Below are 15,258 nucleotides of genomic sequence, written 5' to 3'. Positions count from 1 at the left end.
TGCAAGATGTGTTAGTTCGATCCTAACGTCAACTAACAAAGCAAGCGCAATGATTGAATCAGAAAAGCGCGACGCTCCGTTAGGCTTGCGGATCCGGCCAAGTCTGAAAGCCGCGCTTGCCGAACTGGCAGAAGCCGATCGCCGAACGCTCGCCTCGTACATCGAACTCGTGCTCGAGCAGCATGTCGCGGAAAACGGCAACGTGGCTGGAAAGGTGAAGACGGCGACCCGTCGGAAAGGGTGAGGTTATGGCGAAACGCAGATTGCCGATCGGTCCGAAGCGATGGGTAACTGCGGCCGAACTCTCGGCGAGCACGGGACTGAGCGCCAGGTACTTCCAAAAGCTCGCGAAGCGCGTTCCGTTCGCCACGCAGCCAGAGCCCGGCGGCGTTATTCTGTTCGACCTCGACGGTTACGAGGCCTGGATGGAAAGCGGGCGACCGGCACAATTTCGATCGACCCGTCGAAAACCCGCGTCAAAGCCGCGACCGCCAGCACTGGCTGATGGCGAAAAACCGCTTGTTGAGGCACTTCGGGAAATGCGGCTCAAGCTGAAAGCGGAATCGAAAAGCTAGGACTTGCGAGCCGCCGGTCGATGGAGCGCATACAACCATTCGGGATGTGCGCGCGACGCGAAAGAAACCGCGGCGATGGCCTCTAGCGTAGCATCGCGATCTGAAAGATCCGGCACGGTGGCGTGAAGCGCGGCGAGCGCTGCGGCCATGGCCCTATCGGCGTTTCCACGACCGAATTCCTGAGGCTCGCCATAAACGCGCCGGTAGGCCGCCGCGGCGGCGCGCCAGCCTTCTTTCAGGCGCGGGTCTCGAGTGAGATGAGGGGTGGCTGGTCCGTGCCAGCTTTCGACCATTGGCAGGCCTCGTTCGTTGGCCGCCGTTCCCTCTCCCCCGTCGTCATTTACGCGACGCAGCGGCAATTACTCAAATCACGAATGGTTTCCGGTGGAACCCCGCCTGTGTAGCCAGTGTCGCCAGTATCCAGTCTGCCATCGTAAAAATCCTAGAGGCCTCGACCCCATACATATCAATTTTACTGGCTACACTGACTACACTGGCTACAAAGCTGTGAGATCAAAGGGTTGAGGTGTAGCCAGTGTAGCCAGTGTAGCCAGCCGCGACCCCTATTGCAGGAGGGACGGCCGCCTATGGCATGCGCCGATATACGTGCCGGGGCTCACCGTTGATCCGTTTCGAATGGCGAACCCAGCCGAATCGTTTGAGGCAGCGAGCGACACGGTTCCGCTCGGCCTGGCCCTGTCTACCGACCTCAATGGCCAGACCGTCCGTTAGGATTTCCGAGACTGAAACCTCGTTACGCCGCTCCAAATACCCGCGGAGCCGAGGCTCCCACGGGTCGTCGGCATAACGCTCTTCCTGTTCCAGTGCTGCCTGGCTGGCAGCCTCGCCCGTCAGCCACCACGGGTCGCCACGTTCGTATCTAAACAACGCCTCGGCCCATAGTTGGTCCCGGTCTCGCCTGATGGCGGCAACATCAATAGAACCGGCCCGGATCGGCCAAAAGCGGCGAGCGCCGGTTTCATCATTCAAATATGTTTCGGCATTGGTCGTGCCGACAAAAATGCATTCGCGCGGGCACTCGATGATGTGTCGACCATACGGGGGGCGGAACCGATCGGTCGTTCTCGAAATGAACGCCTTGACGCGCGAAACCTCAGCTCGTGACATAGAATCCAGTTCGGAGATTTCGACGATAAGGCGGCCGCGGATCTGCATCGCAGCATCTTTTGAGCCCAGATCAGCGAGTTCGTCAGTGAACCAGTCACCGGCCAGCGCGGCAATCGCAGACGATTTGCCGATCCCCTGTGCCCCCTCGATAACAACCACATGGTCGGCTTTGCATCCAGGATTCATGACGCGCGCCACGGCCGATATCAGCATGCATCGTCCGACAGCCGCCGCATATGGGCCAGGCGTCGCGCCTAGGTACCGGTTGGCAAAATGGTCGATGCGCGAAGCTCTGTCCCAGTGGATCCCGCTCAGGTATGCCCGAACAGGGTGATAGGTCGCCTCTCGAGCGACCGTTTCGATCGCCGGCTGAACGATTTCGCGACCGCACGTAAGACTCTCGGACTGCAGCCACTCGGTGGCCAACATGTCATCATTATCCGTCCATTTCCGGCGTCTAAATGGTCGTTCGCAGGTTTCGAACGGTGCGGGCGCCTCAAGCGTGATCGTCATCGCGAATTCATCGAACGCCAGGCGCGTTCTCCATGCGGGAGATCGCAACGCCGTCAGCGCATTCGCGACCAGCGGTTTCGGGGTCAACGTTGCAGCGGTTTTGATCAGATCGTTTTTCCAGGTCTGATCATCGAGGCGGCGCCATCGCTGCCGGGCATGATCTAGAATCGTGGCGGCATAGTTGTGCGCGGATAGGAGCGATGGAACCTGCGAGACTAGCTGCAGCACATAGTTGGGGACAGTCAGCCCCACTTCGACGTGTTCGAAATGTTTGAGAGCATCGCCGATATCAACTGCGTCGGCGGTTTTCCCTTCGGCAATGAACCTGGTGATCTGATCCCAGATTGCCTGGTGCAGTGGATGATAAAATGTGTCGCCGCAAAATCCCGGAGGCAATGCGCGCGTGAAGCGATTTTGTAATAGCACCGCGCCAAGCAGGGCTTGTTCGGCACTGATGTCGTACGATGCTGGTTGCTCAGATTCTGAGGCGTCGTTAGCGCTGGGCGGCGATCCCAAACCTGCCACCGCAGCCCGAACAGTTTTCATGGGTCATTTCCCGGCAACGAGATGCGGCGTCGATCGACTACGTTTTTGCAGTGCCTCGCGTGCTAAGCGCAAACGTGCCGACATCTCGATCACGCATTGCCGGCATCGATCGGTGAGGCCGTCGCGCGCGTATCGCGACGGCAAAAATGCGCCGAACGGTTTAGAGGTTCGACAGTCGGAGCAGCATTTTTCGGATGGTTCTTCGAGCATTTGAGGCCCCTGTCGGGAGCGAAGGGCCTTGATCCCGACCGGCGCTAGCCGTAAATTCCGGGTGCATAGACGACGGTCCCTCGCGATTTAAATGCGCCCTGCAAGGCGCCGGTGAAACGCAGGAACAAAAACGCAATCGGTCGAGCGAGCGCGCCAACGCTCACTCGACCGTATTTTTTTTCGGGCGGTGCCGCATTCGACGTCGCTCGAATGCTTCTAGGTCTGCGACTAGCCAGTATCGGAGCCTGCCGATTTTAATAGGGCGCGGAAAGCCGATGCCTGGTGCGTCTGGCGTTCCCATCCATCGATCAATTGTCGATTCCGAAACGTCGTCATAGCGATGGCGGAGGGCTCTAATCCCGAGGTATTTCGTTAGAATTACCCGGCCGTCTACGTCGTTAGTTTCAGTATAGTCGGTTGTAGCGGGATTTGTTGATGGCATCGGATCACCCCAGTTCTAATTGGTGATGCGACGCTGACCGATTTCCACGCGAAGCGTCAACGCGGAAATGCCCCACTTTCCGCTTTAATTTCGAGGGCTTATGTCAGGCGGCCGATAGTTTTGGCTTGCTGTAAATTCGACAGTTGGCGGACCATTTAGGCATCATCTCGCGCCACTTCTCGAAGTGTATACCTCGAGCGTAGCGGGCTTCCGCTTTATCCTAGATGCGGAGGAGGCCCAGTGACCCGCGCTATATGCTGTGCCCAGCGGTCGAGTGCTTCACGTTTTTCATCAGCATACTGGTAGACGTTGTAAGTCGCCGCGACGCCGGAAATCACACCGCTGGCGTGATTGAGGACAGCTTCGATAACGTGCGGCGCGACTCTCAGTTTCGCCATGCCACTCGCGGCGGTCCGCCTTAGGTCATGATAGGTCCAGCCTTCGATTTTTACTTCAGAACGGTCGGCAGCCTCACTGCGCGCGATCTCGAACATGAGTTTGTCGAGCTGGCGCTTTGCGCGTGAAAACCCCGAAATCGGAGTTATTTTGGTTTGAGTGAGCAGAAATCCACGCGAAGGCGTGGACTGGAGAATCTCGAGTGCCGCGTCGCTTAGAGGAACGAGGTTTGCTCTCGCATTCTTGGTTCGCTCTCGCGGAATTAGCCATTGCCGACTTTGGCGATTAAGTTCATCTGCCACGATGCCGGCGACCTCAGTCCGACGTTGTCCTGTCAACAGCAGGAGTTTTGCAAGGTGCCCGAAGGGATATGACTGCTCGCCTGCCGCCAACCACAGCCACCTGATCTCGTCGTCATTCAAGATGCGAGTTCTGCTTCCTTCAGAAGCAGGGGGTTCTAAGCCGTCGCACGGTGATGTCGCGACGATGTCGCGTTGGACAGCCCAGTTAAAGAGGCGCCTGATCGCTGAAAACGTGCGATTTGCGAGGGGTCCTTTATCGTTGTCGGCGATACCCTCCACCGCCTCCCGAACGTCTCTTTTCGTGATCGATGCGATGTTTCGGTCGCTCCAACGCTTAGCAATGCCACCCGTGATGAGTTCGAGATGGATGGGCCCGCCGGTCTGCTCTTTGGCACGGATGCCAAGCAGCCGGGCTGTTTCACGCCAGGACCGGTTGCGGGGCGACTTTCTCCTGGCCATCACGAATTGTTCGGCGATAGCGGCGAAGGAATCGCGCTTTGCTTCTTTCAGCAAGCCCAGCTTATGGAGTTCTGCCGCGCGAGCTTCTCGCCGAGACAAGCCGGGATCTTCGCCACGGGCGGCGGCCCTCAGCGCGGCGCCGGCTGCATCGCGCGCGTCGGTGAGGCTAAAGCCCGGATAGGGGCCGATCGTGAACTTGCGAGATGCGCCAGCCAGACGATATCGGACAGCCCAGGATTTAGAGCCGCTGGGCTGAACGATAAGATACAAACCCGGCATGTGCGCATCTGCGATCTCTCGCCTTTGTCCGCTCGGTTTGAGCTTCTCGATCGAGGCGACCGTTAGCGCTTTCGCCATGCGTTGACCCTCCCCGGGTAACAATAGGGTAACGCAAAACACCGATTTGGAATGATGCCGCGCGATGGCACCACTTGGCAACTATTCAATGTTTCTTTTGGGATTCAGCGCTTTAGTTGCACGAAGTGGAGGCGTCTGGAGCCATTGGCATATATTTTGGGAGCAGAGGGTCGCGTGTTCGAATCATGTCGCCCCGACCAATTATTTTTGACGGGCCGCGCGTCGCCTGCCGGTCCTGATTGACCTCATTCACGTAATGCTCGACCATCTCCCGGGGCTGTCCGGTGATTGATCCGACTTCTGGGTCTGAGCGACCGACTTCGAACAGCTCAGATCACGTGGCTTTACCCCCGCTGGGGCAAAGTGAGGATCGATGAACCTGACCGCAGTCGCCTTGAGCTTGATCGGCGCGTTCTATGCGTTTGCGGGTTGGGTTGCGACGAGGGCTGCTCTCGCATCCTTGTTCATGGACCGGGCCATCGCCTCTATCTCCGGACAAAAGCCGAAAGCCGTCGAGACTGCGCAGAGCTACTGGCTCATCGGTGCTGCAAATCTCATCCTGGCGGGCGGCGTGGCTTTGATCGTCCGCATGGACGTTGCGATGTGGCTCTTCGTGGTCTCGGCAATTGGCCAGGCGTTCTATCTTTATTACCTCGCTCCGCGCGTTTTCGACCGCGAAGATCCACCTGACGCCGCCGGTCGCGCACAGACGCGCAACGCCTTCGCATTCTATCTGGCTGCCACCGCGTTTGTTGTTTGGGCATCGAGCCAGGGCGCGCTCATGGGCTGGCAAGACGTGCCGGTTCCGCTCATCGCGGTCGCGGGCTCCGCCGTTGCCGCGCGATTTGGGTATGTCATCTGGATGATGGTCGGGCCCGGCAGTATGCGCACGGCGGCGAGCGAGGCTCCTCTCGCGTGGCTGGACGACAAAGAGCCCGCTGCTCCTGAAAGCGACCCGTCGCAATCCCGGTCGGTCAAGGTGATGGCCGACTACCACACCCACCCGCTGTGGGCGATGGACGAGCACCTTTATGGAGATTTCCCCCCTGAGCAACTCGGGCTCTCGCCGGAGCTTTCGGCCGACCTCAACGCTTGGGCGGATGCCTTTACGTCGTCATTGAACGAAGATGATCCAGCCAACAGTCTGTGGTCAGAAGCGCAGCATCGGGCCCATCAGGCCGAGGGGCGGCGGCTCGCTATTCGTCTCGCGCAGGAGCGACCAGATCTCCAGGTCTACGCCGCGGACAGCGCAGGCGATGTTGTCGAGGTTGGAAACGATCCGGTGGAAGGAGCTTGAGGGATAACACGCGATAACGCGCCCTAGCCCGCCAGAGCTTTCGCCCTGGCGTTGCAGTCTTCAGAGAGACAGCACGGGCCTGCGCCGATCCGTCAGGCGGTGATCGCCCTGTTATCGCGCCGCAAGCCGGCGCCCAGTGTGATCCACCAGAAGCCGTGAAGCAGCAGGTCTATCCCGACCACGAGACCGAGAACCCACAAGCCGCTGACCGGCCATTTCGACAGGATGACAAGTCCTGCCGCGATGCCGACGATACCCGAGACGAGCAGCAACCAGCCAAACCACTGCCAGTATTCTACGGCCTGCACGATGCGCACGACGCCGGACGCGATGAGCGCCAACGCGAAGACCAGTGTCAGGGCGACGGAGGCTGCAGCGGGGTTCGATACGAGCATCAGTCCGCAGACGGCATATAAGAGTCCAACGAGAAGTCTGAGAAGGAAGCCGCGCCAATGCGGGGCGGAAAATGATTGGAATACCTCAGACGCACCAGCGACGAGCAGTACGATCCCGATGATAAACGCACTGATCACTGTTGCGGCGACGACATCGCCTAGAACGATGAGGCCGGCGAGGATAAACACGGCGCCGAGAAGTATAGCTCCCCACCAGCTGGGATCTGACGAGGGGGAATGCGTCTCCAGTATGGGTCTGACTGTCATGACGAGTCTCCGGAATTCGAAAAAGGGAATTGGGACCTTTTCTTAAGCTGCAACCGGCGCGCCGCTGCCGAGCAGGGGCGCCGACTGCGTTCTTCAATCATTGGCCGCGAGAAGAGCCGGAACGTCTTATTTGTCGGGGGTCTTCGGGGCCATCTTCGGCACCTCGTTGCTCATCGAGTTCGTTGCAGGAAGTTTGCCCTCGTCGCCCATTCTGTGCCGGCCTGGTTCTGTACCTTCCGTGCCGGTGCTCGTGCCTGTTCCGGCTCCCATTTCGGGAACACGTCCGGTAGCGGCGCCTGTTGGTGGCAGCTTGCCTTCGTCCCCAAAGGTGTGGCGGGTTGGGGGTGCCTGATCTTCGGCGATTGCCAGTGTCGCCGCGGCAGAGAGTGAGAGTGCGGCGAGTGCTGGGATGATTAAATATTTCATAGTTATGGGCTCCTTGGGTGATTATTTGATTGGCCGCCAAGTAATTCCCCGTCTGGCAGCGAGCATAGGGCGGACGCTGGATCGCACCGGTTACGACGGAATTTAAAAAACCCGATAGTTTGGTAAGGCTGATGGCGCGACGATTGCCAAAGGCGAAGCGCGGCGCCAACTTGGTCCCGGAGGATTTTCGGGACGGCGTCTTCGTTTGGGCCGGCTGCGGTGAAATTGACGTCGATACGGGGGATAGTAAATGCTAGAGGATCGCCCGACGAATTTCTCGATCTCAACGTTTGCGGAGCCAACATGACGGCACGGATCTTCAAACCCGCCAAAACCGCGATGCAGTCAGGGGAAGCGCGCACTAAGGAGTGGGTGCTGGAGTTCGGACCGGCTTCGCCGCGCGACATCGATCCGCTGATGGGATGGACGAGCTCTCGCGATATGCAATCGCAGGTGCGGCTCGAGTTCGATACCAAGGAAGAGGCTGTCGCGTACGCTACGCGCGCTGGGCTCGCCTATACGTTGACCGAGCCGAAGGCGCGTAAGCCGATCCGCAAGTCATACGCTGACAATTTCCGTTTCGGCCGGACGACAAACTGGACGCATTGATCGTTGGCGCTGGCGACTCCGCTACGCGGAGCCGGCCGCCAGCGCGATGTTGATGTTTGGCGCGTGCGACTCGCGTTCCGCGAGCTGGCCGCCCGCGCGATGTTGATGTTTGGCGCTGGCGACTCCGCTGCGCGGAGCCGGCCGCCAGCGCGGCTTTGTGTTGGCCTTCTGAGCTAATCAAATTTTTGGTGTTTGGGACTTCGCGGCGAAGGTGTCCGCGTGCGACGTGCCTCGGAACAGGCAGGCCGCACGCGCACATGAAGTCTAGCCAAATAGTGCAGCGGTTTTCTGGACCGTGGTCCAGCTTCCCCAGCCGAGCGGGATCAGGACGAGAAGCCAGAACGGCAGGGCCTTCGCGTCGATGCCGCCCTTGCCGATGCCGAATGAGCCTGAGACTTTGGCGCCGCCTTTCTCGTGAAGTTTGGCGCGTTCTTCTGCGATATCGGCATCCGTCATGTTCCATTTCGCGTTGACGGGCCGCACCAGGAGGTTGGCGACGAAGCCGACGACCAAGAGGGCGGCGAGGACATAGAAGATAGGTCCGTAGATCTGGTCGGCAGGGATGCCTTCCGCCTGCCGGGTGTCGTGCAGGTAGTTGACGATCACGGGGCCAACGATGCCCGCCGTCGACCACGCGGTGAGGAGACGTCCGTGGATCGCGCCGACGAACTGAGTGCCGAACATGTCAGCGAGATAGGCAGGTATCGTCGCAAAGCCGCCGCCGTACATCGATGCAATAACGCAGAAGCAGGCGACGAAGAGCGCCAGCGACTTCCATGCGGCTGCCTGAGTCGCGAGCGCGTAGAGCAGCGCGCCGAGCACGAAGAAGATGAAGTAGGTCTGCTTCCGGCCGAGCGCGTCCGAGGATGAGGCCCACGCAATTCGCCCGAAGATGTTGAAGAGCGAGATGAGCCCGACGAAGCCTGCAGCGACGCCTGCAGCTTGAGCTGCGAGTGCGGCGTCCTTCTTCACATCGGCAAATGCAAGTTCGGGATGACCGATGAGGGCGCCGCCGAAAGTCTCCTGCAACATTGGAGAAGCGGCGCCGATGATGCCGATACCGGCGGAAACGTTGAGGCAGAGCACCAGCCACAAAAGCCAGAACTGCGGAGTCTTGTGTGCGTTGGCGAGATGGACCTGGTTCGACGTGATCATTGCATTGGTTGTTGTCGGCGCGGTCCAGCCTTCGGGCTTCCATCCGGCCGGTGGCAGGCGATAGGAAAACGCGCCGATAAGCATGAACACGGCGTAGATCGCGGCCATGACGATGAAAGTCTGCCAGACGCCGGGATCGCTTGCGGTTTTGAAGTGACTCATCAGCAGCGTGGCGAGGGGAGAGCCGATCATTGCGCCGCCGCCGAAACCCATGATGGCCATGCCGGTTGCCATGCCGCGACGGTCGGGGAACCATTTGATCAGCGTCGATACCGGTGAGATGTAGCCCAGTCCGAGACCGACACCGCCGATGACACCAGCGCCGAGCCACATAAGCCAAAGCTGATGCAGGTGGACGCCGAGTGCCGAAATCACGAGGCCGCCGCACCAGCAAATTGCCGCGACGACGCCGGCTTTACGTGGGCCAGCCCGTTCAAGCCAGCCGCCCCAGATCGCGGCGGACACGCCCAGCAGGACAAAGAAGAACGTGAACATCCAGCCGAGGTCGAACTGGCTCCAATTGCAGTCGGTGGCTGTCAGGGCTTTAAGCGTGCCTGCGGCCTTCTCGCCGAAAGTCACCGCACCTGCGGAGCATTCAGGCAGAGGTTTGCCGTCGGCGCCGAGCAGTGCGCCCTGGAGCGGCTTCCAAAAAACCGAGAAGCCGTATGCCATGCCGATGCAGAGATGGATGGCGAGAGCGGCCGGCGGCACGAGCCAGCGATTGAACCCCGCTTTTGCGACGATGCGTTCTCGATCAAGCAAACCGGCCGCGGACGTGTCCGCCGAGCTGGCTATTGTCATGTGTTATTCCCCCCAGATTATGAGGCAGTTCATGGCTGCCTTTTTCAGCGGTTTTCGCATGGGGGATGCGACACAATCAACACGCCTTCGAGTGGTCCCGGCTGTTTGGCAACGAAATCTTTCGATTACGACTGCCTGCGCCGAGGCACGGAAGGAGGGCTTGTCGCGATGTGATGGGATAACCTGGACAGAATTGCATTTGCGCAGTTTTGACCGTTTGCATGTTCCGCGGGCCTATGGCAGAAACCCGTTTCTTTCCGGGCCACTAAGCCTGCCGCGGGTGTAGCTCAATGGTAGAGCAGCAGCCTTCCAAGCTGAATACGTGGGTTCGATTCCCATCACCCGCTCCAACCATTCCAAAATTGTTCCATAAAATCAAAGCCCTATAGGCTCATCGGCGTGTTTGGCGGGGCGTCGCGCAAGTGACTATCAAGCTTCCGAAACGCAGAGTACAAAGAGTTGGACACGGTTCTCAGAGGGTTTCATGGCCAAGTGGCGTCGTCGCACTCCATCCGCCGGTCCGGCCGAGCGGCGTCAGATTCCTCTCGATCTTCCTCGCTTCGCGAAACTCTGCGCGATGCTCGCGTCTCCCAATGAAGGCGAGCGCGCGTCGGCGGGGTTGAAGGCTTCGGAAATGCTGAAGGCGGCCGATCTGACGTGGGAAGACGTCATCAAAGACTCGAAGGCACTCGCTGAACATTTGACGCTCACAAAGAGCGACAACGAAGAAGCGCGGGCGCACCGGTTCTGGAAGACAAGAGGTTCGGCAGATCATTCACGTGCGCAATCCGACGCGACGTGAGCAAGGCTGGGATCTCTATCGCTCGATTTCGAAACCGCGGATGGCCCAGGCGGCCGCGAAGCCAAACAGCCAGAGCGCCACTGGCGGAGCGAAGAGCAATATCGGCACTTCGATGAAGTCGCCCCTTGTGCTCAGGCTACCCTGAACGCCCTCGAGCATGAGATAGATCGTCCACCCCATTATCCAGCCCGCAGAAATCAGGATCCAAACCCGAAACAGGCCGCGCCTCCAGTTTACGGAGACAGACTCGGCCCTGAAATCCGCCGAAGCCCGGCGAGGAATTCCAAAGTTCGGCATACCATCCCTCCTGGTTTCGCCTGGACGCTAGCACTCTTCATCGGTTGAAGGGCTCTCGCTCCGATTTTCGGGAGGTTAGCATGGCCGCGAAAGGCGTGCACGTCCTTCAGTTTGCGAGGGAGGTATGTGGCGGCACGGATTTTTGCGCCGCCACTGATTTGCGAACAATTATTTCAGGGCCCGCCGAAATAGGAATTGTCGAGCGGTGGCTTTTCCGATTTGCCCCGCTCGATGATTGCGGCGAGATCTTCGATCATCCAGGCGAAAAGCTCGCGTCCCTGATCGACGGTTGCCAGGCTCGGCTTTCCTGTGACCCCGTTGGCACTCGTTCTGTTCACGGGATGAGCAAAAACCAGCCCGCCTGTGCGATCGGGATCATCGGAACTCGCGATCAAATCAGGCCGTACAATTTCCGGAGCTGCCGCGAGCATAAGCGCCGTCTCGGCGGCGTTGGCGTGCCAGTCGTCCGCATCGGCAAAATGCGCGGCGCGGACCCGCTCGCTGACGGTCGCAGTGTTGATGACCGCGACCATCATGTCGTCGTGCTCGGCGCGAAGCATCTCGAGCGCGCAACGGAGCGGCGCCGCATTCGTCACATGACTGTTGACGATGAAGAGCCGCCGCACGCCTGAGTGATACGCCCAGTCGCCGATCTCCTTGACGATCGTGATCAGCGTTATCGGCTGAAGCGCGATCGTGCCGGGCCAGCGGCGACTATGGCCGATTGAGCAGCCATAGGGCAGAGCGGGGAGCATCGGAACGCCCGTCCGCTCTGCAACTTTTTGACAAAGGCGATCCGCCAGCACGAAGTCCATTCCGGTACCAAGATGGGGTCCGTGCTGCTCGGTTGCGCCGACGGGTAGAATGGCCGAGTGACTGGCGTTCGCCAAATCGCCCGGCAATTCGCTCCATGTTCTTTCCGCCCAGATCATCGGTGCGCCTTAGAAGAACTTCAGATAGCGGGCGCGTTCCCAGTCGGAGACGTGATTGAGGTAGCTCAGCCACTCGTCACGCTTGAAGTCGACCCACGTCTTCTTCATCGCGGAACCGAACACGGTTTCGCTCAATGGGTCAGCGTCGAAGGCGGAGACCGCTTCATCGAGTGTGCGGGGCAGAGAATAGACGCCCATCTCTTTGAGTTCTGCTTCGCTCTTCAGATACATGTTCTCAGTGTGCGGATCGCCCGGATCGAGATCGTTCTCGATGCCTTCAAGACCTGCGGCCAAGACGAGCGCCGCGCCGAGATACGGGTTGCAAGCACTGTCCGCGGCGCGCAACTCGACGCGGCCTCCGCCTTGGGGAATGCGGAGCGTGTTGGTGCGGTTGTTGTTGCCGTAGCAGGCCCAAACCGGCGCCCACGTAAATCCGGACATCGAGCCCTTCAGAACAAGACGCTTGTAGCTGTTCACCGTTGGGGCAACGACCGCGCAAATCGCGGGCAGATGCTTCATGATGCCGGCGAGGAACTGATAGCCGAGTTTCGACAGACCGCAGCCACGTGGATCGGCAGGGTCGGAGAACAAGTTCTTGCCCGTCTTCTTGTCGGTCAGCGACATATTGAAATGTGCGCCGCTGCCTGCGCGGTCAGCGTAGGGCTTCGGCATGAACGTCGCGAAGCCACCATGCTTGCGGGCGATTTCGTGTGCCATCAATCGGAAGAAGACGAACTTGTCGGCCATCGAGAGTGCATCAAAATAGCGGAAATCGACTTCGAACTGTCCGATGCCGTCTTCGTGGTCGAAGCTGTAGACGTCCCAGCCGAGGCCGTTCATGGCGTCGACGAGTTCGCCGATCCAACCCATGTTGTCGAGCGTTCGCGTGACGTCATAGGCAGGCTTCTCAAGGTGCTTGCGCTCCGAGAGCGGCTTGAAGCCCTGGACTGGATCGTCCTTCAGTACGAAGAACTCCGCTTCCATGCCGAGGTTCATGCCGTATCCCATGGCTTCCGCTTTAGCGAGCGAGCGCTTCAGGATATTTCGGCTGCACGGCTCGAAGGGCTTTCCGCGGCACCAGAGATCGCTCGCGAACCAAGCGACGTCCTTTTTCCAGGGGAGGACGATGCACGACTCGGGATCGGGATGCGAGGCGACTTCCTCGTCACTTACGTCTTGTGGAATTCCATCGAGCGCCGCACCGGTGCAGAGCTCCGAGCCTCCGAGCATGCGGTGGAGATGCGCGACCGGGACAGCTTTGCCCTTCGATACGCCATGCATGTCGACATAGCTTGCGAGCAGGTACTTCACGCCTTCTGCAGCAAGTTGATCCTCGAGCTGCGTGCGCCCCTTATTTACGACGGCGTCCATATTCTTATCGTCTCCAGTGTTCGGTTTTTATTCACGGGGATGGTTGCGCCGGCGCGGTAAGGCAGAGGTCTTCCTAGGGCCCGCGCCGGCTTAGTCGTTATTTCGCGGCGATGAGTGAGCTGACGAACTTTGCTTCGTAGGTGTCTTCGATCTTCGGGGCCGACTTGATCTGTCCACGCTTGATGAGGACATCCGCGATCAACTTGCCTGACGTGAAGAGCGATTTGGCATCGTCGCGCGGGGCGAAATATCCGGCCATTTCGGCAACCGGAATATTGTAAGCGCCCTTTGCCTGTTCCTTTACGTCGTCGACGGTCGTTGAGAAGTATTTCGCGACGATCGTGTAGGCTTCGTCGGGATGCTCTTTCAGGAAAGCCATGCCGTCGATGTAGCCCTTGATCACGCCTTCGACTGCCTTCGGCTTCTTTTCGATGTAATCTGTCGAGAAGTAGAGGATGTCGGTGATCAGGCCCGGTGCGGAAGCCGACGTATAAAGCGCGTGATAACCGCCGTTCGCGTCGAGCTTCAGGATCTTGCTGACGTTGGGTTCGTACGTTGCGCCCGCGACTGCGCCACCCATCAAGGCAGCCGCGACGTTTTCCGGCGTCGTGTCGAGGCCTTCGACGTCGGCTTCCGTCAAGCCTGCCTGTTGCAGGGCAAAAGCGACCAGAAGGTTGTCGCAGGTCGCGAAGGGGTAGGCGACTTTTTTGCCCTTGAGGTCGGCGAGTGACTTGATCGATTTCTCGGCGACAAGCGCATCGGCTCCATTTGAGTAATCGATCGGCATCACGACGCGATAGGCGTTGCCGTTCGCGACGAGGTTGATCACCTGATCGTACGTGTACATCGCGCCCTGAATTCCGCCGCTTTGTAGCGCAGCAGGAATGAGCGCTGGGTCGGCGAAATCTTTCAGCGCGACTTTGACGCCGTATTTCTCGAACATATTCTTTTCGGCGGCGACGTAGAACGGCGCGTAGCCGATCCATGCAACTGTCGCGAGGTTCACCTCTTCTTCAGCGCGTGCGGAAGTGGCGGTGACAGACGCCATTCCCGTGAGTGCAACTGCACCGCCTATTGCGAAAGTGCGGAGCCGTGACAAGAGCGTACGCATGTTCTGGGATACTCCTCCGTTTAAGGGCCGGGCGTCATGCACCGGCTTCGACCATTGCCGATGCAGACCTGTCCATCGACAGGCCAACTGTTTCGCGGATACGTTCCATCACGGTCCGCTTGAGCTGGAGAAACTTGGGGTCCACGCGCATCAGCTCGTTGCGCGTTGGCGGCAGCGGCACATCGTAGATCGTGTCGATCCTGCCCGGATGCGGCGACATCAGAACGACCTGCGTGCCGAGATAGAGCGCTTCTTCGACGTCGTGCGTCACGAACATGATCGTCGTGCCTTCCTGCTCGACGACGTCGAGCACGAGATCCTGCATGACCTCACGCGTTTGCGCATCGAGCGCGCCGAAGGGTTCGTCCATCAAAATGATCGACGGTTTCGACATGAGCGCTCTCGCGATCGCAATTCGTTGACGCATGCCGCCCGAGAGTTGCGAGGGATATAAGTCCTGCGATGCGGCGAGCCCGACGAGCGAGATCAACCTCGATGCGCGTTCGTCCTCGGCTCCGCGCTCCAGTGCGAGGTTGTCATGGCTGTTAGCTGCGAGGCGCCGACTGAAGAGCACGTTCTGCTTCACCGTCAGCCACGGAAAGAGGCTGTAGTCCTGGAAGACCATGGCGCGATCGACGCCGGGTCCATCGATCGGGTTGCCTCCGACAAGTACGATGCCGCCATCGGCCGTTTCGAGGCCCGCTACAATTCTAAGAAGAGTTGATTTTCCGCAGCCCGACGCGCCGACGATGGTCAGAAACGTTCCGGCTTTGATCGACAGGCTAACGTTGTCGAGAACGACGTTGCTGCCGCGTTTTCCCTCGAAGCTTTTGAAGACGTGCTTGATCTCGATGGCTTTGGTCATCG

Annotated in this window: 15 protein-coding genes and 1 tRNA gene; 4 read left to right on the top strand and 12 right to left on the bottom strand. The window is 59.4% G+C overall.

Translation table 11 applies throughout. From position 1 onward, the window contains the following. Positions 1–79 precede the first annotated feature (79 nt). From G359_RS20520 to G359_RS12725, 4 genes are all read right to left on the bottom strand, one after another. Positions 80–370 carry a hypothetical protein gene (locus tag G359_RS20520; RefSeq protein ID WP_156150765.1) on the bottom strand — a complete coding sequence of 97 codons (291 nt, stop codon included), beginning with the start codon at positions 368–370 and terminating at the stop codon, positions 80–82. Positions 371–571: 201 nt separating this feature from the next. Continuing rightward, positions 572–868 (bottom strand): hypothetical protein, encoded by a 297-nt coding sequence (locus G359_RS12735; RefSeq protein ID WP_156150764.1) that lies wholly within the window; start codon positions 866–868, stop codon positions 572–574. A 292-nt stretch (positions 869–1,160) separates the two neighbouring features. Beyond that, on the bottom strand, positions 1,161–2,762 hold the full coding sequence (locus G359_RS12730) for a virulence-associated E family protein (RefSeq protein ID WP_052699359.1): 1,602 nt from the start codon (positions 2,760–2,762) through the stop codon (positions 1,161–1,163). Between the two features lie 867 nt (positions 2,763–3,629). Continuing rightward, on the bottom strand, positions 3,630–4,928 hold the full coding sequence (locus G359_RS12725) for a tyrosine-type recombinase/integrase (protein WP_045836431.1): 1,299 nt from the start codon (positions 4,926–4,928) through the stop codon (positions 3,630–3,632). A gap of 373 nt (positions 4,929–5,301) precedes the next feature. On the opposite strand from G359_RS12725, the gene G359_RS19725 reads away from it, so the two are divergent. Next, entirely contained in the window at positions 5,302–6,225 is a 924-nt protein-coding gene (locus G359_RS19725) for a hypothetical protein (protein ID WP_052699358.1), read from the top strand. A gap of 92 nt (positions 6,226–6,317) precedes the next feature. Here the strand turns inward: G359_RS19725 and G359_RS12715 are convergent, their stop codons facing one another. Then, the gene (locus G359_RS12715; RefSeq protein WP_052699357.1) at positions 6,318–6,887 is read right to left on the bottom strand and encodes an HdeD family acid-resistance protein; all 570 of its coding nucleotides are present in this window, start codon (positions 6,885–6,887) and stop codon (positions 6,318–6,320) included. Positions 6,888–7,013: 126 nt separating this feature from the next. Next, positions 7,014–7,313, bottom strand: a complete 300-nt coding sequence (locus tag G359_RS12710) for a hypothetical protein (protein WP_045836430.1) — start codon at positions 7,311–7,313, stop codon at positions 7,014–7,016. A 303-nt stretch (positions 7,314–7,616) separates the two neighbouring features. Here G359_RS12710 and G359_RS12705 point away from each other — a divergent pair, with 303 nt between their 5' ends. Further along, positions 7,617–7,922 carry an ETC complex I subunit gene (locus tag G359_RS12705; RefSeq protein ID WP_045836429.1) on the top strand — a complete coding sequence of 102 codons (306 nt, stop codon included), beginning with the start codon at positions 7,617–7,619 and terminating at the stop codon, positions 7,920–7,922. A 264-nt stretch (positions 7,923–8,186) separates the two neighbouring features. Here the strand turns inward: G359_RS12705 and G359_RS12700 are convergent, their stop codons facing one another. After that, positions 8,187–9,878 (bottom strand): OFA family MFS transporter, encoded by a 1,692-nt coding sequence (locus G359_RS12700; protein ID WP_045836428.1) that lies wholly within the window; start codon positions 9,876–9,878, stop codon positions 8,187–8,189. A 276-nt stretch (positions 9,879–10,154) separates the two neighbouring features. Between G359_RS12700 and G359_RS12695 the strand changes: the two genes are divergently transcribed. Then, positions 10,155–10,228, top strand: a tRNA-Gly gene (locus tag G359_RS12695). A 134-nt stretch (positions 10,229–10,362) separates the two neighbouring features. Then, complete coding sequence (locus tag G359_RS12690; protein WP_045836427.1) at positions 10,363–10,680, top strand: hypothetical protein; 318 nt, start codon at positions 10,363–10,365, stop codon at positions 10,678–10,680. A gap of 15 nt (positions 10,681–10,695) precedes the next feature. Here G359_RS12690 and G359_RS12685 read toward each other — a convergent pair whose 3' ends face one another. The 5 genes from G359_RS12685 to G359_RS12665 form a co-directional block, all read right to left on the bottom strand. Beyond that, entirely contained in the window at positions 10,696–10,977 is a 282-nt protein-coding gene (locus G359_RS12685; RefSeq protein ID WP_045836426.1) for a hypothetical protein, read from the bottom strand. Between the two features lie 173 nt (positions 10,978–11,150). Then, positions 11,151–11,909: a creatininase family protein gene (locus G359_RS12680; protein WP_045836425.1), complete on the bottom strand. Its 759-nt coding sequence runs from the start codon at positions 11,907–11,909 to the stop codon at positions 11,151–11,153. Positions 11,910–11,918: 9 nt separating this feature from the next. After that, positions 11,919–13,280 carry a type III glutamate--ammonia ligase gene (glnT, locus tag G359_RS12675; protein WP_045836424.1) on the bottom strand — a complete coding sequence of 454 codons (1,362 nt, stop codon included), beginning with the start codon at positions 13,278–13,280 and terminating at the stop codon, positions 11,919–11,921. 97 nt (positions 13,281–13,377) lie between these two features. Beyond that, a complete protein-coding gene (locus G359_RS12670) occupies positions 13,378–14,391 on the bottom strand; it encodes an ABC transporter substrate-binding protein (protein ID WP_045836423.1) in 1,014 nt (337 codons plus the stop codon). Between the two features lie 34 nt (positions 14,392–14,425). Continuing rightward, positions 14,426–15,256 carry an ABC transporter ATP-binding protein gene (locus tag G359_RS12665; protein ID WP_045836422.1) on the bottom strand — a complete coding sequence of 277 codons (831 nt, stop codon included), beginning with the start codon at positions 15,254–15,256 and terminating at the stop codon, positions 14,426–14,428. Between the last annotated feature and the right edge of the window lie 2 nt (positions 15,257–15,258).

Origin of the sequence: Hyphomicrobium sp. 99, assembly GCF_000384335.2 — a bacterium.
In the GTDB taxonomy this organism is placed as follows: domain Bacteria; phylum Pseudomonadota; class Alphaproteobacteria; order Rhizobiales; family Hyphomicrobiaceae; genus Hyphomicrobium_B.
The sequence above is the reverse complement of the archived record's forward strand: the minus strand, read 5'-3'. Positions and strand labels throughout refer to the sequence as shown.